The organism is Streptomyces sp. NPDC048584, assembly GCF_043199595.1.
Classification (GTDB): Bacteria; Actinomycetota; Actinomycetes; order Streptomycetales; family Streptomycetaceae; genus Streptomyces; species Streptomyces edwardsiae.
In genome coordinates this window covers 1-19,362 of sequence record NZ_JBICWF010000019.1, presented here as the reverse complement: position 1 = coordinate 19,362, position 19,362 = coordinate 1, and the positions used below count along the sequence as shown (strand labels likewise).

Annotated in this window: 21 protein-coding genes; 16 read left to right on the top strand and 5 right to left on the bottom strand. The window is 70.4% G+C overall.

The window, feature by feature from the left end:
- Positions 1 to 4: 4 nt before the first annotated feature.
- Together tal and tkt are read right to left on the bottom strand one after the other, a co-directional pair.
- Entirely contained in the window at positions 5 to 1,123 is a 1,119-nt protein-coding gene (tal, locus tag ACGFR9_RS32035; protein WP_393215603.1) for a transaldolase, read from the bottom strand.
- Between the two features lie 34 nt (positions 1,124 to 1,157).
- Positions 1,158 to 3,245, bottom strand: a complete 2,088-nt coding sequence (gene tkt / locus ACGFR9_RS32030; protein WP_393215600.1) for a transketolase — start codon at positions 3,243 to 3,245, stop codon at positions 1,158 to 1,160.
- A gap of 340 nt (positions 3,246 to 3,585) precedes the next feature.
- On the opposite strand from tkt, the gene ACGFR9_RS32025 reads away from it, so the two are divergent.
- The 4 genes from ACGFR9_RS32025 to ACGFR9_RS32010 all read left to right on the top strand — a co-directional run bounded on the left by ACGFR9_RS32025 (position 3,586) and on the right by ACGFR9_RS32010 (position 6,998).
- Entirely contained in the window at positions 3,586 to 4,539 is a 954-nt protein-coding gene (locus ACGFR9_RS32025; RefSeq protein ID WP_393215597.1) for a heme o synthase, read from the top strand.
- Between the two features lie 99 nt (positions 4,540 to 4,638).
- On the top strand, positions 4,639 to 4,959 hold the full coding sequence (locus ACGFR9_RS32020; protein WP_393215594.1) for a hypothetical protein: 321 nt from the start codon (positions 4,639 to 4,641) through the stop codon (positions 4,957 to 4,959).
- A 155-nt stretch (positions 4,960 to 5,114) separates the two neighbouring features.
- Positions 5,115 to 6,212 carry an amidohydrolase family protein gene (locus ACGFR9_RS32015; RefSeq protein WP_393215591.1) on the top strand — a complete coding sequence of 366 codons (1,098 nt, stop codon included), beginning with the start codon at positions 5,115 to 5,117 and terminating at the stop codon, positions 6,210 to 6,212.
- Between the two features lie 18 nt (positions 6,213 to 6,230).
- Positions 6,231 to 6,998 (top strand): nucleotidyltransferase, encoded by a 768-nt coding sequence (locus ACGFR9_RS32010; protein ID WP_393215588.1) that lies wholly within the window; start codon positions 6,231 to 6,233, stop codon positions 6,996 to 6,998.
- Between the two features lie 66 nt (positions 6,999 to 7,064).
- Here the strand turns inward: ACGFR9_RS32010 and ACGFR9_RS32005 are convergent, their stop codons facing one another.
- The 3 genes from ACGFR9_RS32005 to ACGFR9_RS31995 all read right to left on the bottom strand — a co-directional run bounded on the left by ACGFR9_RS32005 (position 7,065) and on the right by ACGFR9_RS31995 (position 10,004).
- On the bottom strand, positions 7,065 to 8,099 hold the full coding sequence (locus ACGFR9_RS32005) for a heme A synthase (protein WP_393215585.1): 1,035 nt from the start codon (positions 8,097 to 8,099) through the stop codon (positions 7,065 to 7,067).
- 98 nt (positions 8,100 to 8,197) lie between these two features.
- Complete coding sequence (locus tag ACGFR9_RS32000; RefSeq protein WP_393215582.1) at positions 8,198 to 8,968, bottom strand: ABC transporter permease; 771 nt, start codon at positions 8,966 to 8,968, stop codon at positions 8,198 to 8,200.
- A 112-nt stretch (positions 8,969 to 9,080) separates the two neighbouring features.
- Positions 9,081 to 10,004, bottom strand: coding sequence for an ABC transporter ATP-binding protein (locus ACGFR9_RS31995; RefSeq protein ID WP_393215579.1), 924 nt, complete (start codon positions 10,002 to 10,004; stop codon positions 9,081 to 9,083).
- Positions 10,005 to 10,248: 244 nt separating this feature from the next.
- On the opposite strand from ACGFR9_RS31995, the gene ACGFR9_RS31990 reads away from it, so the two are divergent.
- From ACGFR9_RS31990 to ACGFR9_RS31935, 12 genes are all read left to right on the top strand, one after another.
- Positions 10,249 to 10,962 (top strand): helix-turn-helix transcriptional regulator, encoded by a 714-nt coding sequence (locus ACGFR9_RS31990; RefSeq protein WP_393215576.1) that lies wholly within the window; start codon positions 10,249 to 10,251, stop codon positions 10,960 to 10,962.
- Positions 10,959 to 12,380, top strand: coding sequence for a Fe-S cluster assembly protein SufB (gene sufB, locus ACGFR9_RS31985; protein WP_393215573.1), 1,422 nt, complete (start codon positions 10,959 to 10,961; stop codon positions 12,378 to 12,380). The genes ACGFR9_RS31990 and sufB overlap by 4 nt, the downstream gene beginning before the upstream one ends.
- Before the next feature lie 59 nt (positions 12,381 to 12,439).
- A complete protein-coding gene (sufD, locus tag ACGFR9_RS31980; protein ID WP_393215570.1) occupies positions 12,440 to 13,660 on the top strand; it encodes a Fe-S cluster assembly protein SufD in 1,221 nt (406 codons plus the stop codon).
- Complete coding sequence (locus ACGFR9_RS31975) at positions 13,657 to 13,974, top strand: non-heme iron oxygenase ferredoxin subunit (protein WP_393215567.1); 318 nt, start codon at positions 13,657 to 13,659, stop codon at positions 13,972 to 13,974. Before sufD ends, ACGFR9_RS31975 begins: the two co-directional genes overlap by 4 nt.
- Before the next feature lie 7 nt (positions 13,975 to 13,981).
- A complete protein-coding gene (gene sufC, locus ACGFR9_RS31970) occupies positions 13,982 to 14,746 on the top strand; it encodes a Fe-S cluster assembly ATPase SufC (protein ID WP_030224572.1) in 765 nt (254 codons plus the stop codon).
- Complete coding sequence (locus ACGFR9_RS31965) at positions 14,743 to 15,999, top strand: cysteine desulfurase (RefSeq protein ID WP_393215564.1); 1,257 nt, start codon at positions 14,743 to 14,745, stop codon at positions 15,997 to 15,999. The genes sufC and ACGFR9_RS31965 overlap by 4 nt, the downstream gene beginning before the upstream one ends.
- 11 nt (positions 16,000 to 16,010) lie before the next feature.
- Positions 16,011 to 16,475: a Fe-S cluster assembly sulfur transfer protein SufU gene (sufU, locus tag ACGFR9_RS31960; RefSeq protein WP_030224566.1), complete on the top strand. Its 465-nt coding sequence runs from the start codon at positions 16,011 to 16,013 to the stop codon at positions 16,473 to 16,475.
- On the top strand, positions 16,472 to 16,804 hold the full coding sequence (locus ACGFR9_RS31955) for a metal-sulfur cluster assembly factor (RefSeq protein ID WP_030224563.1): 333 nt from the start codon (positions 16,472 to 16,474) through the stop codon (positions 16,802 to 16,804). Before sufU ends, ACGFR9_RS31955 begins: the two co-directional genes overlap by 4 nt.
- A 113-nt stretch (positions 16,805 to 16,917) precedes the next feature.
- Complete coding sequence (locus ACGFR9_RS31950) at positions 16,918 to 17,238, top strand: multidrug efflux SMR transporter (protein ID WP_311646733.1); 321 nt, start codon at positions 16,918 to 16,920, stop codon at positions 17,236 to 17,238.
- Entirely contained in the window at positions 17,238 to 17,789 is a 552-nt protein-coding gene (locus ACGFR9_RS31945) for a TetR/AcrR family transcriptional regulator (protein WP_393215560.1), read from the top strand. Before ACGFR9_RS31950 ends, ACGFR9_RS31945 begins: the two co-directional genes overlap by 1 nt.
- A 58-nt stretch (positions 17,790 to 17,847) precedes the next feature.
- Positions 17,848 to 18,837: a 2,3,4,5-tetrahydropyridine-2,6-dicarboxylate N-succinyltransferase gene (dapD, locus tag ACGFR9_RS31940; RefSeq protein ID WP_393215557.1), complete on the top strand. Its 990-nt coding sequence runs from the start codon at positions 17,848 to 17,850 to the stop codon at positions 18,835 to 18,837.
- Positions 18,838 to 18,963: 126 nt separating this feature from the next.
- A complete protein-coding gene (locus tag ACGFR9_RS31935; protein WP_393215555.1) occupies positions 18,964 to 19,197 on the top strand; it encodes a hypothetical protein in 234 nt (77 codons plus the stop codon).
- Positions 19,198 to 19,362 lie beyond the last annotated feature (165 nt).

Genomic DNA, 19,362 nt, shown 5'->3' with positions numbered 1-19,362 from the left:
GGTCTCAGCCCTCCGAGGGGGCGAGGCGCTGCAGCTCCGCCTCGGTCGACTTCAGCAGGTCGTTCCAGGCGCCCTCGAACTTGTCGACGCCCTCGTCCTCCAGCAGCTGCACCACGTCGTCGTACGCGATGCCCAGCGCCTCGACGGCGTCCAGGTCGGCGCGCGCCTGCTCGTAGGTGCCGGCGACCGCGTTGCCGCGGATCTCGCCCTGCTGCTCGGTGGCGGCCAGGGTCGCCTCCGGCATGGTGTTCACCGTGTTCGGCGCCACCAGCTCGTCGACGTACATCGTCGCCTTGTACGCCTTGTCCTTCACACCGGTCGACGCCCACAGCGGACGCTGCTTGTTGGCGCCCTCGCGCTCCAGCGCGGCCCAGCGGTCGGTACCGAAGACCTCCTCGTACGCCTGGTAGGCCAGGCGCGCGTTGGCGACGGCGGCCTTGCCGCGCAGCGCCTTCGCCTCGTCGGTGCCGAGCGCGTCGATCCGCTTGTCGATCTCGGTGTCCACACGGGACACGAAGAAGGACGCCACGGAGTGGATCTTCGACAGGTCCAGGCCGCGCTCCTTCGCCTTCTCCAGGCCGGTCAGGAACGCGTCCATGACCTTGCGGTAGCGCTCCAGGGAGAAGATCAGCGTCACATTGACGCTGATGCCCAGACCGATGGTCTCGGCGATCGCCGGGATACCGGCCTCCGTCGCCGGGATCTTGATCAGCGTGTTGGGCCGGTCCACCAGCCACGCCAGCTGCTTGGCCTCGGCGACCGTCGCGCGGGTGTTGTGCGCGAGGCGCGGGTCGACCTCGATCGAGACCCGGCCGTCCTGGCCGTCGGTGGCGTCGAAGACCGGGCGCAGGATGTCGGCGGCGTCACGGACGTCCGCCGTGGTGATCATGCGGATGGCCTCTTCGACCGTGACCCCGCGGGCGGCGAGGTCGGTGAGCTGCGCGTCGTAGCCGTGGCCCTCCGAGATCGCCTTCTGGAAGATCGACGGGTTGGTGGTGACGCCCACGACGTGCTGCTGGTCGATCAGCTCGGCGAGGTTGCCGGACGTGATCCGCTTGCGCGACAGGTCGTCCAGCCAGATCGCCACGCCCTCGTCGGAAAGGCGCTTCAATGCGTCTGTCATGGAAATTCCATCTCCTACGTGTCGTATATGAGCGTCAGCGCTGGGCTGCGGCGAGTGATTCCCGGGCCTGGGCGGCCACGTTCTCGGCGGTGAAGCCGAACTTCTCGAACAGCACCTTGCCGTCGGCGGAGGCACCGAAGTGCTCCAGGGACACGATCCGGCCGGCGTCCCCGACGTACTTGTGCCACGTGAGACCGATACCGGCCTCGACGGCCACGCGCGCCTTGACGGCCGGCGGCAGGACGCTGTCCCGGTACCCCTGGTCCTGCTCCTCGAACCACTCCACGGACGGCATCGACACCACACGCGTGGGCACACCGTCGGCCTGCAGCCGCTCGCGCGCCTCCACGGCGACGTGCACCTCGGAACCGGTCGCGATGAGAACGACCTGGGCGTCGCCGCCCTCGGCGTCGAACAGCACGTAGCCGCCCTTCGCCGCGTCCTCGTTCGGCTCGTACGTCGGCACGCCCTGGCGGGTCAGCGCCAGACCGTGCGGGGCGCCCTTGCCGAACTCCTTCGTCCAGCGGGTGAGGATCTCCCGCCAGGCGATCGCGGTCTCGTTGGCGTCCGCCGGGCGGACCACGTTCAGACCCGGGATGGCGCGCAGCGCGGCCAGGTGCTCGACCGGCTGATGCGTCGGGCCGTCCTCGCCGAGACCGATGGAGTCGTGCGTCCACACGTACGTCACCGGCAGGTGCATCAGCGCCGACAGGCGCACCGCGTTGCGCATGTAGTCGGAGAACACGAGGAAGGTGCCGCCGTAGATGCGCGTGTTGCCGTGCAGCGCGATGCCGTTCATCTCCGCGGCCATGGCGTGCTCACGGATACCGAAGTGGATCGTGCGCCCGTACGGGTCCGCCTCCGGCAGCGGGTTGTCCGCCGGGAGGAACGACGACGTCTTGTCGATCGTGGTGTTGTTGGAGCCCGCCAGGTCGGCCGAGCCGCCCCACAGCTCCGGGACGACCGCGCCGAGCGACTGGAGCACCTTGCCGGACGCGGCACGTGTGGCGACGCCCTTGCCCGGCTCGAACACCGGGATCGACTCCTGCCAGCCCTCCGGCAGGTCACCCGCGGCGATCCGGTCGTACTCGGCGGCGCGCTCCGGGTTGTTGTCCCGCCACTGCTGGTAGGACTTCTCCCACACCGCGCGTGCCGCCTGGCCCCGCTCCAGCGCCTTGCGGGTGTGGCCGATGACCTCGTCGGTGACCTCGAAGGACTGCTCCGGGTCGAAGCCGAGGACACGCTTGGTGGCCGCCACCTCGTCGTCGCCGAGCGCCGAGCCGTGCGCGGCCTCGGTGTTCTGCGCGTTCGGCGCGGGCCAGGCGATGATCGACCGCATCGCGATGAACGACGGCCGGTCGGTGACCTTCCTGGCCTCCTCGATCGCGTCGTAGAGCGCGTTCGGGTCCAGGTCGCCGTCCGGCTTCGGGGCGACCCGCTGGACGTGCCAGCCGTACGCCTCGTACCGCTTGACGGTGTCCTCCGAGACGGCCGTCTCGGTGTCGCCCTCGATCGAGATGTGGTTGTCGTCCCACAGCAGGACCAGGTTGCCCAGCTTCTGGTGGCCGGCCATCGAGGACGCCTCGGCGGAGATGCCCTCCTGGAGGCAGCCGTCACCGGCGACGCAGTACACGAAGTGGTCGAACGGCGACTCGCCCTCGGCGGCCTCCGGGTCGAACAGACCGCGCTCGTAGCGCGCGGCCATCGCCATGCCCACGGCGTTGGCGACACCCTGGCCCAGCGGGCCGGTCGTGGTCTCCACGCCCGTGGTGTGCCCGTACTCCGGGTGGCCCGGCGTCTTCGAGCCCCAGGTGCGGAACGCCTTCAGGTCGTCCAGCTCCAGGCCGAAACCGGCGAGGTAGAGCTGGGTGTACAGGGTCAGGGACGAATGGCCGGCGGACAGTACGAAACGGTCCCGCCCGACCCAGTCGGCGTCCGCCGGGTCGTGCCGCATCACCTTCTGGAAGAGGGTGTAGGCGGCGGGCGCCAAACTCATCGCCGTACCCGGATGGCCGTTACCGACCTTCTGTACGGCATCGGCGGCCAGGACGCGGGCGGTGTCGACGGCCCGCTGATCCAACTCGGTCCACTCGAGGTCTGTGGTGGTCGGCTTTGTGCTCACCCTGAGTCAGGGCTCCTCTCCACATGTCGGATGCCGGTGACGGCCCACCGGCGAGGTCGAGCCTACCCCTCTATAACGTGCGATTTTCCGAGTCATTCCAGAGTGCGGGCACTCCCGTCGATCCGCCTCCTGGCTGGGAAGTTTCCGCATTCGGCAGATGAATACGGAGCCGCTCATCCGGGTGCTCAATCGAGCTTCGAACCGCACCTCGGAGGCGGCCGGCCAACACGAGCGGACCCCCGCGAATGTCCGGGTCTGGGCAACGTCTACAGTGGCGTGGTACGCGCGAGCCCTTACCCCCGCTTCACCTGGGGAGGCTTGCTGGGATGTCTCTGTAGGGGTGTACGTGACGGCCGTTGAATCCCGTCCAGCCGGGGTGCTGGGGACCAGTCAGAGCACTGCCCGTCGGCCGTTCGGGGCCCGTGTGATGGCCTTCGTGGCGCTCACCAAGCCGCGGATCATCGAACTGCTCCTCATCACCACCGTCCCGGTGATGTTCCTGGCGCAGCAGGGGGTGCCCGACCTGACGCTGGTGCTGCTGACCTGTGTCGGCGGCTATCTGTCGGCGGGGGGCGCCAACGCGCTCAACATGTACATCGACCGCGACATCGACGCGCTGATGGACCGCACCGCGCAGCGTCCGCTGGTGACCGGCATGGTCAGCCCGCGCGAGTGCCTCGCCTTCGGCGTCTCCCTCGCCGTCGTCTCGACGCTGCTCTTCGGACTGACCGTCAACTGGCTGTCCGCGTGGCTCTCCCTCGGCGCACTCCTCTTCTACGTCGTCGTCTACACGATGATCCTCAAACGGCGTACGTCGCAGAACATCGTCTGGGGCGGCATCGCCGGCTGCATGCCGGTGCTGATCGGCTGGTCCGCGGTCACCAACTCGATGGCGTGGGCGCCGGTCATCCTCTTCCTCGTCATCTTCTTCTGGACGCCGCCGCACTACTGGCCGCTGTCCATGAAGGTCAAGGAGGACTACGCGCGCGTCGGCGTGCCGATGCTGCCGGTCATCGCCTCCAACAAGGCGGTCGCCCAGCAGATCGTGGTCTACAGCTGGGTCATGGTCGTGGTGTCGCTGCTGCTCACCCCGCTGGGCTACACCGGCTGGTTCTACACGGCGGTGGCCCTCGCGGCCGGCGGCTGGTGGCTGTGGGAGGCGCACGCGCTGCTGAACCGCGCGAAGGCGGAGGTGACGGGCGGCAAGCTCAAGGAGATGCGGCTGTTCCACTGGTCCATCACCTATGTGTCGCTGCTCTTCGTGGCCGTCGCGGTGGACCCCTTCCTGCGGTAGCCGCTCCCCGCTCTCCTCCGCCGACCGGGCGGGGTACGTGGTCAAGGCCACGGACCCCGCCCGTCGCCGTTCGATCTACCCGTCGGTAGCATCCTGGTCATGGCAGACACGCAGCAGGTGGACCCGAAGGCCGAGCAGAAGGCGGCCCGGCTCGCCAAGCAGATCACCGGCTTCGCCACGGCACACGGCGGCGCCGAGGGACAGATCGCGTACCTCGGGCAGCGCGGCGCCCGCATCGTCCTCGTCGGCGAGGACGGCGACTGGGGGGACGTGTTCGCCCCGTCGATGGAGATCGCCGAGAAGGCCGTCGAGAAGGCGGGCATCACCCGCCACGAGACCTTCGACGGCGAGTTCGCGGCGAAGGTGAGGACCGGGCCGTACGAGTGGAACCGGATGGCGGGAATCCAGCTCGGGGGCTGAGCAGCAGCACCCCGGGGGCGCGGGGAACCGCGCGGCCGGCCCCCACCGGTCCGCACTCGCCGCACGACCGGCAGTTCGCGGACGCTGCCGCGCCACCTCGCCCCCGGTTCCCCCGTTAGGACTGTGACGGCCACGGTCCAGCACGGGGAGTCCGGATGATCGAAACACCCTCACTCGTGGACCAGTACTGCCACGGAGTGCTCCGCACCGAGCTGGGCCTGGGCACGTTCGAGGCCCAGCTCACCCCCACCGAGGGCCCGCCCGCCCCCGGCACCACCCTCTTCGACACCCAGACCGGCTTCGCCGTACGCCGCTGGTGCCCGCCCCTGCTCGGCCTGGAGCCGCACTGCCCGCCCGCCAGCTATCTCGCCCGGCGCCGGGAACTGGGCGTGGTCGAGGCCGGACGGCGGCTGCTGAGGGGCAGCGGGATCACGGCCTATCTGGTCGACACGGGGCTGCCCGGTGACCTCACCGGACCGGCCGAGCTGGGCGCGGCCGGGGACGCCGACGCCCATGAGATCGTCCGTCTGGAACAGCTCGCCGAGCAGGTCGCCGACACCTCCGGCACCGTCGAGTGCTTCCTCGCGAACCTCGCCGAGTCGGTGCACGCCGCCGCCGCGCACGCCGTCGCGTTCACCTCGGTCGCCGGGGTCAGGCACGGGCCGGCCCTCGCGCCCGAGCCGCCCGGGCCGGGGGAGGTACGGGGTGCGGCGGGGCGGTGGCTGGGGGCGCGGCGGGTCGGGGACGCGCTGAGCGATCCCGTGCTGTTACGGCATCTGCTGTGGATCGCCGTCGCCTCGGGGCGGCCGCTCCAGTTGCACGCCGGGCTCGCGGCGCCGGGGGCGCGCACCGACCCCGTGCTGCTGATCGACTTCGTGCGGGCCACCGCGGGTCTGGGCACCGACCTCGTGCTGCTGCACGGGTATCCGTACCACCGGCACGCCGCGCATCTCGCGGGGGTCTTTCCGCATGTGTACGCGGACTGCGGGGCCGCGCTGGTCCGCACGGGTGCCCGGGCGGCGACGGTCCTGGCGGAGCTTCTGGAACTCGCTCCGTTCGGCAAGATCCTCTTCTCCAGTGGGGCGCGGGGGCTGCCGGAGCTGCATGTGGTCGGGGCGCAGCTGTTCCGCGAGGCGCTGGGGCGGGTGCTGGGCACCTGGGTGACCGAGGGCGCGTGGTCGCTGGACGACGCGCAGCGGGTGGCGGGACTGATCGCCTCGGGGAACGCGAGCCGGGTGTACAGCCTGGACTGAGCCGTGAAGACTGGGCGGATGCCGACCGACGCGTTGCTCGACAGCTTCCTCACCGGCCTGGCGCCGCTCGCCACCGTCGCCGTGTGGGCGCACGGCTCCCTGGCCGGCGGGGACTACCGGGAGGGCCGCAGCGACCTGGATCTGATCGCGGTCCTGGACCACCCGGTCGCGCCCCGGACGGTGTGGCGCCTCGCGCTGCTGCACGCACGGCTGCGGAACGAGCCTCTCGCCGGCCGGCTGCACTGCAGCTATGTGACACCGAGGACCGCGGCGGACGCCGGCCGGCGCCACCTCACCTGGGCGCACGAGCGGCTGTTCACACGACCGGTCACCCCGGTCACCCGCGCCGAGCTGCACACCTTCGGCCGGGTCCTGTACGGGGTGCCGCCCGCGGACGTCCTGCCGCCGGTGCCGGAGGGGGAACTCGCCGCGTTCGTGGTGCGCGACCAGCGTGACTACTGGCGGCGGGAGGTGGACCGGGCCGCCAACTGGACGCGGGACGTGTGGGTCGACCTGGGCCTGCTGACCTTCGCCCGCGCCACCGTCACGCTGCGCGAGGGCCGGCTGATCTCCAAGCGGGAGGCGCTGGACGTACTGCCCGGCCTCGGCGCGCCCGAAGAGGTCGTTGAGGACATCAGACGGCGGCGTTACGACGATCCCGTACCGCCCACCGAGGAGTGGATCGGACGCCGGGCCCGGCTGACCCGCGGCTACCTGGGGCCGGCGATCGACGCCCTGGTGGCGGGTTCGCCGGAGGGGCTGGAAGTCGGCCCCTCCGGCGTCTGAGGAGCGGGGTCCGGGGCGGAGCGCCCGTTTCGGGACGGGAAGGGGCGGCGGGGCGGAAAAGCCCGTTCAGCCGGACGCGGGCTCGAGACGGGACTCCGAGCCGGGAGCCGGCTCGGACAGCTGCCCGGTGGGGCGCTCGCGCAGTGACAGGAGGACCCGGACCACCCAGATCCACATCACGCACGAGCCGAACATGTGCAGGCCGACCAGGACCTCGGGGAGATCGGTGAAGTACTGGACGTAGCCGATCGCACCCTGCGCGAGCAGGATCAGGAACAGTTCGCGGGTGCGGGCCGGCGGCCCGGCGGGCGCGTCGACCGCCTTCAGGACGAACCACAGCGCGAACGTCAGCGTCACCACGATCCACGCCAGCACGGCGTGCAGCTTGCTGACCGTCTCCCAGTCCAGCGGCATCCGCGGCACCTCGCTGGAGTCGCCCGCGTGCGGACCCGCGCCGGTGACCACCGTGCCGACCGCGATCAGCAGGGCCGAGGCGGCGACCATGCACCACACCAGCTGCTGTACGGCCTTGCCGACCAGCGGGCGGGGCTCCCCGTCGCCCTCACGCGTGCGCTGCCACATCACCGTGGCGACCGCGATCAGCGCCGTGGACAGCAGGAAGTGCGCGGCGACCGTGTACGGGTTCAGGCCGACGAGGACCACGACGCCGCCGAGGATCGCGTTGCCCATGACGACCCAGAACTGGGTCCAGCCCAGCAGGGTGAGGCTGCGCCGGTACGGCTTCTCCGAGCGCGCGGCGATGATCGCCCAGCCGACGGCGGCGCACAGCACGTACGTGAGCAGGCGGTTGCCGAACTCGATGACGCCGTGCAGGCCCATCTCGCTGGTGGTGGTGAGCGAGTCGTCGGTGCACTTGGGCCAGGTGGGGCAGCCGAGGCCGGAGCCGGTGAGGCGTACGGCGCCGCCGGTGACCACGATGACCACCGCCATCACGAGTGCGGCGAGGGCCGCGCGGCGGACGGTCCGGGGGGCCGGGGTCCAGCGTGCGGCGATGAAGGCGAGGGGGTTGCGCAGGGCCGTCCGGGCGTCGGCGCGGGTCACGTTTGGCACGTACCCCATCGTAGAGGGCCGCTTGTGCATGCATTCACGAGGGTGCGTCTCAGGTGGACGGGGTTCGTGCCGGGCGGGGTGGTCGCGCGGCCCGGCGGGAGCGGGAGCGGGGCGGGGCGGGGAGGTTCCTACTCCCAGCGGAAGAACCTGCCCGCCGCCGCCAGTCCCGCTACCGCCCACGCAGTCAGGATCCCCAGGTCGCCCCACGGGACTCCCGTGCCGTGTTGCAGGACGTCCCGCAGACCCTCCGACAGGGCCGAGATCGGGAGGAGGCCGAGGACGTCCTGGGCCGCCGGCGGGAACCTGTCCAGGGGTACGACCACCCCGCCGCCCACGAGCAGCAGCAGGAACACCAGGTTGGCGGCGGCGAGCGTCGCCTCCGCCTTGAGGGTGCCGGCCATCAGCAGGCCGAGGCCGGAGAAGGCGGCGGTGCCCAGCAGCAGGAGCAGGAACACCGACACCGGGTCGCCCTGCGGGGACCAGCCCAGCGCGAGGGCGATCACCGCCACCAGGATCACCTGGAGCACCTCGGTGACCAGCACCGACAGCGTCTTCGCCGTCATCAGGCCCCAGCGAGGCAGCGGTGAGGAGGCGAGCCGCTTCAGCACGCCGTACCGGCGCTCGAAGCCCGTCGCGATGGCCTGCCCGGTGAACGCCGTCGACATCACCGCGAGCGCGAGGATGCCGGGGGCGAGGAAGTCCACCGTCTCGCCCTCACCGGTGTCCACCACGTCCACGGTGCTGAAGAGCACCAGCAGCAGCGTGGGGATGATCACCGTCAGCAGCAGCTGCTCGCCGTTGCGCAGCAGCATCTTCGTCTCGAGCACGGCCTGCGCCGCGATCATGCGGGTCAGGGGGGCGGCCCCCGGCTTCGGGGTGTAGGCGCCGGTGGCCGTCACGAACGCAGCTCCTTGCCGGTGAGTTCCAGGCTGTGTCTTCCCGGGGGGCGCTGCGTCCGACTGCGGCTGCGCCGCGGGCCGGACCCCCGGCCGGTCTCCGTCTGGACCGAGATCACGAACGCAGCTCCTTGCCGGTGAGTTCCAGGAAGATGTCTTCGAGGGTGTGCCGTTCCACCGAGATCCGGTCCGGCATCACTCCGTGCTGCGCGCACCAGGACGTCACCGTGGCCAGCAGCTGGGGGTCGACCGTTCCCGTGACCCGGTACGAGCCCGGGGTCACCTCGGCGCCCGAGGAGTCGGGGGGCAGGGCCTTGAGCAGGGAGGCCATGTCCAGTCCCGGGCGTCCCGAGAAGCGGAGCGTGTTCTCGGCGCCGTCCTTGCACAGCTCCTCGGGGGTGCCCTGGGCGATGACCCGGCCGGTGTCGATGATCGCCACGTCGTCGGCGAGCCGTTCGGCCTCGTCCATGGAGTGGGTGGTGAGGATCACGGAGACGCCGTCCGCGCGCAGATCCCGGACCAGGTCCCAGGTGGCGTGGCGGGCCTGCGGGTCGAGACCGGCGGTCGGCTCGTCCAGGAACACCAGCTCCGGGCGTCCCACCACGGCCATCGCCAGCGCGAGCCGCTGCTGCTGGCCCCCGGAGAGCCGCCGGTACGACGTACGGCCGCAGGAGCCCAGACCGAGACGCTCGATCAGCGCGTCCACGTCCAGCGGATGCGCGTGCAGCTTCGCCACGTGCCGCAGCATCTCGTCGGCCCGCGCGCCCGAGTAGACGCCGCCGGACTGGAGCATCACCCCGAGACGGGGCCGCAGGGCCGCCGACTGTCTGACCGGGTCGAGGCCCAGGACGCGCACCGTGCCGGAATCCGGCCGCCGGTACCCCTCGCAGGTCTCGACCGTGGTCGTCTTGCCCGCCCCGTTGGGGCCGAGCACGGCGGTCACGCCCCGCCGGGCCTCCAGGTCGAGGCCGTCCACCGCGGTCTTCGTGCCGTACCGCTTCACCAGGCCCTGCACCTGGACCACGGGCTCACTCTGCATGGGTCACGAGTCTAGGGACGCGGACCTGCGGCCGGAGCGCCGGGTGACCAAACTCCTTCCCACGGGGAAAGAGGGCCGGTCGGAGGGGGTACGGGCGGTCCGGCGGGGCCGCGGGGCGCCACCTGTTTGATCGATCAAAGATCGTTTCCGCAGGTCAATTAGGTTTACCTAAGTGATGCAGCGCACCTCTGGGCCGTTCGGGCGCGGCTTGCCCGGCCCAGATGAATTACGCAACAATGGCGTTGTGAAAAACGTTGGCGAGGCTTCCCACGAGGAACTGGCTACCGGTGAGCGGTCCACCCGCAACCGTGTCGCCCGCTCCGTCCTGGACCACGGCCCGTCGACCGTCGCCGAGCTCGCCGAGCGGCTCGGCCTCACCCAGGCGGCCGTACGCCGGCACCTGGACGCCCTGGCCGCCGACAACGTCGTGGAGGCCCGCGAGCGGCGGGTCTACGGCGCGCGCACGCGCGGGCGCCCGGCCAAGGTGTTCGCCCTGACCGACTGCGGACGGGACGCCTTCGACCAGTCGTACGACAAGCTGGCCGTGGACGCCCTCCGGTGGATCGGTGAGCAGGAGGGCGGTGACGACGCGATCGCGGCCTTCGCCCGCGCCCGCATCGCCGCCCACGCGGACGCGTACCGCGAGGCGGTCGAGGCCGCGGCGCCCGAGGACCGGGCCGAAGCCCTGGCCAAGGCCCTCACCGCCGACGGGTACGCTGCGACGGCGCGTCACGCGCCGGTCGGTGAGCAGCTCTGCCAGCACCACTGCCCGGTGGCCCACGCCGCCGAACAGTTTCCGCAGCTGTGCGAGGCCGAGACGGAATTTTTCGCCGAGCTTCTCGGTACGCACGTGCAGCGACTGGCCACCATCGCGCACGGCGACGGCGTCTGTACGACGTTCATCCCCAAGATTTCCCACCAAGCATCCGCAAGCACGTCCGGGAGGAACCCCGCATGACTCTCCCCACGGAGACTGCCCACCCCGAGCTGGAGGGTCTGGGCAACTACGAATACGGCTGGGCCGACCGTGACGAGGCCGGTGCGTCGGCGCGCCGCGGCCTGAACGAGGACGTCGTCCGGGACATCTCCGCGAAGAAGGACGAGCCGGAGTGGATGACCAAGCTCCGCCTCAAGGGCCTGCGCCTGTTCGAGAAGAAGCCCATGCCGAACTGGGGCTCCGACCTCTCCGGCATCGACTTCGACAACATCAAGTACTTCGTGCGCTCCACGGAGAAGCAGGCGGAGTCCTGGGAGGACCTGCCCGAGGACATCAAGAACACCTACGACAGGCTGGGCATCCCCGAGGCCGAGAAGAAGCGCCTCGTCGCCGGTGTCGCCGCCCAGTACGAGTCCGAGGTCGTCTACCACCAGATCCGCGAGGACCTGGAGGAGCAGGGCGTCATCTTCCTCGACACCGACACCGCCCTGAAGGAGCACCCGGAGCTCTTCAAGGAGTACTTCGGGACCGTCATCCCCGTCGGTGACAACAAGTTCGCGTCGCTGAACAGCGCCGTGTGGTCCGGCGGCTCCTTCATCTACGTCCCGCCGGGCGTGCACGTCGAGATCCCGCTCCAGGCCTACTTCCGGATCAACACCGAGAACATGGGCCAGTTCGAGCGGACCCTGATCATCGTCGACGAGGGCGCCTACGTGCACTACGTCGAGGGCTGCACCGCCCCGATCTACAAGTCGGACTCGCTGCACTCCGCGGTCGTCGAGATCATCGTCAAGAAGAACGCCCGCTGCCGCTACACGACCATCCAGAACTGGTCGAACAACGTCTACAACCTGGTCACCAAGCGCGCCGTGGCCTACGAGGGCGCGACCATGGAGTGGGTCGACGGCAACATCGGCTCCAAGGTGACGATGAAGTACCCGGCCGTCTACCTGATGGGCGAGCACGCCAAGGGCGAGACCCTGTCCATCGCCTTCGCGGGCGAGGGCCAGCACCAGGACGCGGGCGCCAAGATGGTCCACATGGCCCCCAACACCTCGTCCAACATCGTCTCCAAGTCGGTGGCGCGCGGTGGCGGCCGTACGTCCTACCGCGGTCTGATCGAGATCGGCGAGGGCGCCCCGGGCGCCAAGTCCAACGTGCTCTGCGACGCGCTGCTCGTCGACACCATCTCCCGCTCGGACACCTACCCCTACGTGGACGTCCGCGAGGACGACGTGTCCATGGGCCACGAGGCGACCGTCTCCAAGGTCTCCGAGGACCAGCTCTTCTACCTGATGAGCCGTGGTCTGAGCGAGTTCGAGGCGATGGCGATGATCGTGCGCGGCTTCGTCGAGCCGATCGCCAAGGAACTGCCGATGGAGTACGCGCTCGAGCTCAACCGGCTGATCGAGCTGCAGATGGAAGGCGCGGTCGGCTAAAGCACCACGCCGTTCCGTCAAGCCCCCTTACGTAAAGGAAAGCGAGCACTACGACAGCCATGGCTGAGGCTCAGAACTCCCCCACCTCCGGCTCCGCTCCGGCGGGGGGACCCCCGCCCGTGGGTTCCACCACCGCGGGCTCGATCGCGGTCGCCGCCGAGTCGACCGTCGCGACCCGTATGAGCGCGCCCCCGTCCTTCGACGTGGCGGACTTCCCCGTCCCCCACGGCCGTGAGGAGGAGTGGCGGTTCACCCCGCTGGAGCGGCTGCGCGGGCTGCACGACGGCACCGCCACCGCTGCCGGCGGCGGCGTCAAGGTCACCGTCGAGGCGCCCGAGGGCGTCACCGTCGAGACCGTCGGCCGCGACGACGCCCGGCTCGGCCGTGCCGGCACCCCGGTGGACCGTGTCGCCGCCCAGGCGTACTCCGCCTTCGCGCAGGCCTCGGTCGTGACCGTGCCGAAGGAGACCGTCCTCACCGAGCCCATCCGCATCGCGGTGCACGGCGAGGGCGGCACCGCCTACGGTCACCAGGTGATCGAGCTCGGCGCCTTCGCCGAGGCCGTCGTGGTCATCGACCACACCGGCGACGCGGTGCTCGCCGCCAACGTCGAGTACCTGCTCGGCGACGGCGCCAAGCTGACCGTCGTCTCCGTCCAGGACTGGGACGACAAGGCCGTCCACGTGGGCCAGCACAACACCCTCATCGGCCGCGACGCCTCCTTCAAGTCGGTCGTCGTCACCTTCGGCGGCGACGTGGTCCGCCTCCACCCGCGCGTCGCCTACGCGGGCCCCGGCGGCGAGGCCGAACTGTTCGGCCTTTACTTCACCGACGCCGGCCAGCACCAGGAGCACCGTCTCCTCGTCGACCACAACGTCCCGCACTGCAAGTCCAACGTCGCCTACAAGGGCGCGCTCCAGGGCGAGGCCGCGCACGCCGTGTGGATCGGTGACGTGCTCATCGAGGCCAAGGCCGAGGGCACCGACACCTACGAGATGAACCGCAACCTGGTGCTCACCGACGGCGCCCGCGTCGACTCCGTGCCCAACCTGGAGATCGAGACCGGCGAGATCGTCGGTGCCGGCCACGCCTCCGCGACCGGCCGCTTCGACGACGAGCAGCTCTTCTACCTGATGGCCCGCGGCATCGCCGAGCAGGACGCCCGCCGTCTGGTGGTCCGCGGCTTCTTCGCCGAACTCGTCCAGCAGATCGGCGTCCCGGACATCGAGGAGCGCCTGATCGGCAAGATCGAGGAGGAGCTGGAGGCGGCGGTCGCATGACCTTCGTACGCGCCTGTGGGCTGAGCGAGCTGGAGGAGGACACCCCGAAGCGGGTGGAACTCGACGGCACGCCGGTCTCCGTCGTGCTCACCGAGGGCGAGGTGTTCGCGATCAACGACATCTGCTCGCACGCCAACGTCTCCCTCGCGGAGGGCGAGGTGGACGACTGCCACATCGAGTGCTGGCTGCACGGCTCGCGTTTCGACCTCCGTTCCGGCAAGCCCGACGCCCTTCCGGCGACGCGCCCCGTCCCCGTATACCCCGTAAAGATCGAAGGGGACGACGTGCTCGTCTCCCTCACCCAGGAGTCCTGAGGCACCCATGGCAACGCTTGAAATCCGAGACCTGCACGTCACCGTCGAGGCCGACAACGCCACGAAGGAGATCCTCAAGGGCGTCGACCTGACCGTGAAGCAGGGCGAGACGCACGCCATCATGGGCCCCAACGGCTCCGGCAAGTCGACCCTCGCCTACTCCCTCGCGGGTCACCCCAAGTACACGATCACCGGCGGCACCGTCACCCTCGACGGCGAGGACGTCCTCGAGATGTCCGTCGACGAGCGCGCCCGCGCCGGCCTCTTCCTCGCCATGCAGTACCCGGTCGAGGTCCCCGGCGTCTCCGTCTCCAACTTCCTGCGCACCTCCGCCACCGCCATCCGCGGCGAGGCCCCCAAGCTGCGCACCTGGGTCAAGGAGGTCAAGGAGGCCATGGAGCGGCTCTCCATCGACCCCTCCTTCGCCGAGCGCAACGTCAACGAGGGCTTCTCCGGCGGTGAGAAGAAGCGTCACGAGATCCTTCAGCTCGAGCTGCTCAAGCCGAAGGTCGCGATCCTCGACGAGACCGACTCCGGCCTCGACGTCGACGCCCTGCGCGTCGTCTCCGAGGGCGTCAACCGCGTCCGCGAGTCCGGCGAGGTCGGCACGCTGCTGATCACGCACTACACGCGCATCCTGCGCTACATCAAGCCCGACTACGTCCACGTCTTCGCGGCCGGGCGGATCGCCGAGTCCGGTGGCGCCGAGCTCGCCGACAAGCTGGAGGCCGAGGGCTACGAGGCATACACGAAGGGTGGCGCATCCGAGTGACACAGCTGCCGGGCCTCCTCGACGCAGAGGCGCTCCGCAAGGACTTCCCGATCCTGGACCGGGTGCTCCACGACGGCAAGAAGCTCGTGTACCTGGACAACGCGGCGACCTCGCAGACGCCCCGCCAGGTACTCGACGTGCTCGCCGAGTACTACGAGCAGCACAACGCCAACGTCCACCGCGGTGTGCACGTGCTCGCCGAGGAGGCCACGGCGCTGTACGAGGGTGCGCGCGACAAGGTCGCGGAGTTCATCAACGCGCCCTCGCGCAATGAGGTGATCTTCACCAAGAACGCCTCCGAGTCGCTCAACCTCGTGGCCAACATGCTCGGCTGGGCCGACGAGCCCTACCGGGTGGACCACGAGACCGAGATCGTCATCACGGAGATGGAGCACCACTCCAACATCGTGCCGTGGCAGCTGCTCGCGCAGCGCACCGGCGCGAAGCTGAAGTGGTTCGGGCTGACCGACGACGGCCGGCTCGACCTCTCCAACATCGACGAGATCATCACCGAGAAGACGAAGATCGTCTCCTTCGTGCTGGTCTCCAACATCCTGGGCACGGTCAACCCCGTCGAGGCCATCGTGCGCCGCGCCCAGGAGGTCGGCGCGCTCGTCTGCATCGACGCCTCCCAGGCCGCCCCGCACATGCCGATGGACGTCCAGGCCCTCCAGGCCGACTTCGTGGCCTTCACCGGTCACAAGATGTGCGGCCCGACCGGCATAGGCGTCCTCTGGGGCCGCCAGGAGCTGCTGGAGGACCTGCCCCCGTTCCTCGGCGGCGGCGAGATGATCGAGACCGTGTCGATGAGCTCGTCGACCTACGCCCCGGCTCCGCACAAGTTCGAGGCGGGCACGCCGCCGATCGCCCAGGCGGTCGGTCTCGGCGCGGCGATCGACTACCTGTCGGCCATCGGCATGGACAAGATCCTCGCCCATGAGCACGCCATCACCGAGTACGCGGTCAAACGCCTCGCCGAGGTCCCGGACCTGCGCATCATCGGCCCCGCCACGGCCGAGGACCGCGGCGCGGCGATCTCCTTCACCCTGGGCGACATCCACCCGCACGACGTGGGCCAGGTCCTCGACGAGCAGGGCATCGCGGTACGCGTGGGACATCACTGCGCCCGCCCGGTCTGCCTGCGGTACGGAATTCCTGCGACCACCCGGGCGTCGTTCTATCTGTACTCCACGACGGCCGAGGTCGACGCACTCGTCGACGGTCTGGAGCACGTACGGAACTTCTTCGGATGAGGAGCTGAGGCGTGAAGCTGGACTCCATGTACCAGGACGTCATCCTGGACCACTACAAGCACCCGCACGGGCGTGGTCTGAGGGACGGCGACGCCGAGGTGCACCACGTCAACCCGACGTGCGGCGACGAGATCACGCTCCGCGTGAAATACGACGGCACGACGATCAGCGACGTCAGCTACGAGGGACAGGGCTGTTCCATCAGCCAGGCCTCCGCCTCCGTGCTGAACGACCTGCTGGTCGGCAAGGACCTCGCCGAGGCGCAGCGGATCCAGGGGACCTTCCTGGAGCTGATGCAGTCCAAGGGCAGGATCGAGCCCGACGACGCGATGGAGGAGGTGCTGGAGGACGCGGTCGCGTTCGCCGGCGTCTCCAAGTACCCGGCACGGGTCAAGTGCGCCCTCCTCAGCTGGATGGCGTGGAAGGACGCGACGGCCCAGGCGCTGGGCGCCGACGCCGAAAGGACTACGGCATGAGCGAGACCCTGGAGATGAAGCCGGCCTCGGAGGAGGAGCTCCGCGAGGCCCTGATGGACGTCGTCGACCCCGAGCTGGGCATCGACGTCGTCAACCTCGGACTCATCTACGGCATCCATGTCGACGACTCCAATGTGGCGACCGTCGACATGACCCTGACCTCCGCGGCCTGCCCGCTGACGGACGTCATCGAGGACCAGGCCAAGTCCGCCACGGACGGCCTGGTCAGCGAGCTGCGCATCAACTGGGTCTGGATGCCGCCGTGGGGCCCCGACAAGATCACGGACGACGGCCGTGAGCAGCTGCGGGCCCTGGGCTTCAACGTCTGAGACACGGTTCGACGGGAACGGCGGCACCCTGCGGGGCGCCGCCGTTCTTCCGTGTCCGGACCCCTCCGACGCCGTTGTGTACGCCCGTACATTCGTTGTGTACGCTCGTACACATGGGATACCTTCTGCTGTCCGGCGCCATCGCCGCCGAGGTGTGCGCCACCACCGCGATGAAGTACAGCGACGGCTTCAGCAGGCTCTGGCCCTCACTGCTGACGGTGGCCGGCTACGTGGTCTCCTTCGCCCTTCTCGCCCAGACGCTGCGCACCGTCGCCATCGGCACCGCCTACGCGATCTGGGCCGGTGTGGGCACCGCCGCCATCGCCGCGATCGGCATCGCGTTCCTGGGCGAGGGGCTCACCGCCGCCAAGGCCGCGGGCATCGCGCTGATCATCGTCGGCGTCGTGGTGCTGAACCTGGGCGGAGCGCACTGATGGCCCGGCGCCACGACCCCGAGCGGCGGCAGCGGATCATCGACGCGGCCATCCGGGTGGTGGGCCGCAGCGGCATCGCCGGGCTCAGCCACCGCAGCGCCGCCGCCGAGGCCGACGTCCCGCTCGGCTCCACCACGTACCACTTCAAGACCCTCGACGAACTGATGGTCGCCGCCCTGCGCCAGGCCAACGAGGGCTTCGCCAAGGTCGTCGCCGCACGTGGCGCTCTGGAGGACCCGCGAAGCGATCTGGCGGCCGAACTCGCGGGCCTGATGGGCGAGTGGCTGGCCGGCGAGCGCACCGGCGTGGAACTGGAGTACGAGCTGTATCTGGCCGCCCTGCGCCGCCCCGCCCTGCGCCCCGTCGCCGCCGAGTGGTGCGAGGACGTCGCCGAGCGGCTGTCCCGCCGTACGGACCCGGTCACGGCGCGGGCGCTGGTCGCGTTGCTGGACGGCATCTGTCTCCAGGTGCTGCTGACCGGCGCGCCCTATGACGAGGGGTATGCCAGAGAGGTGCTGGGGCGGGTGATCGTGGCCGGTTCCGGGGCCTGAGCCCGGCAGGTGAGATGCCGGTTCGCGTCCGTGGCCGCCGGGCCGTTAGGTTGCCCTCATGACCGACACGACTGCTCAGAGCACCACCGGCGCAGTGGCCGCCGGCCTCGCCACCATCGCCGCCGACGGCACCGTCCTCGACACCTGGTTCCCCGCCCCCGTCCTGGCCGACGAGCCCGGACCGTCCGGCACCGAGCGGCTCTCCGCCGAGCGTGCCGCCGAACTGCTCGGCGGCGGCGCCGGTGCCGCGGCCGGTCCGGACGCCCGCCGGGGCGTCGAGGTGGTCGCGGTCCGTACGGTCATCTCCTCGCTGGCGGAGAAGCCGGTCGACGCGCACGACGTCTACCTCCGCCTCCACCTGCTCTCCCACCGCCTGGTCCAGCCGCACGGCCAGAACCTGGACGGCATCTTCGCCCACCTCGCCAACGTCGCCTGGACCTCGCTCGGCCCGGTCGCCGTGGACGACCTGGAGAAGGTACGGCTCAACGCCCGCGCCGAGGGCCTGCACCTCGCCGTCACGTCCGTCGACAAGTTCCCCCGGATGACGGACTACGTCGCCCCCAAGGGCGTCCGCATCGCCGACGCCGACCGCGTACGGCTCGGCGCGCACCTCGCCGAGGGCACCACCGTCATGCACGAGGGCTTCGTCAACTTCAACGCCGGCACGCTCGGCACGTCGATGGTCGAGGGCCGTATCTCGGCCGGTGTGGTCATCGGCGACGGCTCCGACATCGGCGGCGGCGCCTCCACCATGGGCACCCTCTCCGGCGGCGGCAACGTACGCATCACCATCGGCGAGCGCTGCCTGGTCGGCGCCGAGGCGGGCGTCGGCATCGCGCTGGGCGACGAGTGCGTGGTCGAGGCCGGCCTGTACGTCACCGCCGGCACCCGTGTCACCATGCCCGACGGCGAGGTCGTCAAGGCCCGTGAACTCTCCGGCGCCTCCCACATCCTGTTCCGCCGCAACTCCGTCACCGGCACGGTCGAGGCCCGCCCGAACAACGCCGTCTGGGGCGGCCTCAACGACGTACTCCACAGCCACAACTGAGCCGGTCTCAACCTCGTACGGGTTACTCCCCGTGACCTCGGGGTCGTTTTGGCGGATGAACGGGTGGACGGAGAGTCCGATCGGACGCCGGGACGGCCGGCACAGGGAAATGGGGACGAACGCGCGATGACGAACGAGTGGGCGGGGGGCGTGCTCCGCCGGGCGGTCGCGGTGTCGGGGACGGCCGCCACGCTGATGCTGTGCGGCGCGCCGGCCGGTCCCGCGTACGCGGACGAGACCAACACCGCCTCCCACAACGGCCACCGCGTCGGACTGATCAACGCCGGTCAGATCGACGACCCCGCCGAGGACGTACTGGAACACACCCTGCTGTTCGGGGACGGGTACGCCTGGGACTGATCACGCGCTTCGCCGGGCCGGGGCGGGGGGCGGGGCGCCCGGTCGGGGGGCCGGCCGCGCCCGGCGGCCCGGGGGGGCGGGGGCCCAGGCGGCGCCCGGCGCGCCGCCGCCGGCGGCCGAGGGATCGGACATGCCCGCCGGCAGGGGGCCGGTCGGGAACACGGT

Bases quoted from the DNA above. Each gene is read 5' to 3' on its own strand.
- ACGFR9_RS32005 (WP_393215585.1), bottom strand. From the start codon at position 8,099: ATGCACAAGCGGCCCTCTACGATGGGGTACGTGCCAAACGTGACCCGC.
- sufB (WP_393215573.1), top strand. From the start codon at position 10,959: ATGACTCTCCCCACGGAGACTGCCCACCCCGAGCTGGAGGGTCTGGGC.
- ACGFR9_RS31975 (WP_393215567.1), top strand. From the start codon at position 13,657: ATGACCTTCGTACGCGCCTGTGGGCTGAGCGAGCTGGAGGAGGACACC.
- ACGFR9_RS31945 (WP_393215560.1), top strand. From the start codon at position 17,238: ATGGCCCGGCGCCACGACCCCGAGCGGCGGCAGCGGATCATCGACGCG.
- ACGFR9_RS31995 (WP_393215579.1), bottom strand. From the start codon at position 10,004: ATGCAGAGTGAGCCCGTGGTCCAGGTGCAGGGCCTGGTGAAGCGGTAC.
- ACGFR9_RS32015 (WP_393215591.1), top strand. From the start codon at position 5,115: ATGATCGAAACACCCTCACTCGTGGACCAGTACTGCCACGGAGTGCTC.
- ACGFR9_RS32020 (WP_393215594.1), top strand. From the start codon at position 4,639: ATGGCAGACACGCAGCAGGTGGACCCGAAGGCCGAGCAGAAGGCGGCC.
- ACGFR9_RS31955 (WP_030224563.1), top strand. From the start codon at position 16,472: ATGAGCGAGACCCTGGAGATGAAGCCGGCCTCGGAGGAGGAGCTCCGC.
- ACGFR9_RS31935 (WP_393215555.1), top strand. From the start codon at position 18,964: ATGACGAACGAGTGGGCGGGGGGCGTGCTCCGCCGGGCGGTCGCGGTG.
- ACGFR9_RS31950 (WP_311646733.1), top strand. From the start codon at position 16,918: ATGGGATACCTTCTGCTGTCCGGCGCCATCGCCGCCGAGGTGTGCGCC.
- sufC (WP_030224572.1), top strand. From the start codon at position 13,982: ATGGCAACGCTTGAAATCCGAGACCTGCACGTCACCGTCGAGGCCGAC.
- ACGFR9_RS32010 (WP_393215588.1), top strand. From the start codon at position 6,231: ATGCCGACCGACGCGTTGCTCGACAGCTTCCTCACCGGCCTGGCGCCG.
- sufD (WP_393215570.1), top strand. From the start codon at position 12,440: ATGGCTGAGGCTCAGAACTCCCCCACCTCCGGCTCCGCTCCGGCGGGG.
- tal (WP_393215603.1), bottom strand. From the start codon at position 1,123: ATGACAGACGCATTGAAGCGCCTTTCCGACGAGGGCGTGGCGATCTGG.
- dapD (WP_393215557.1), top strand. From the start codon at position 17,848: ATGACCGACACGACTGCTCAGAGCACCACCGGCGCAGTGGCCGCCGGC.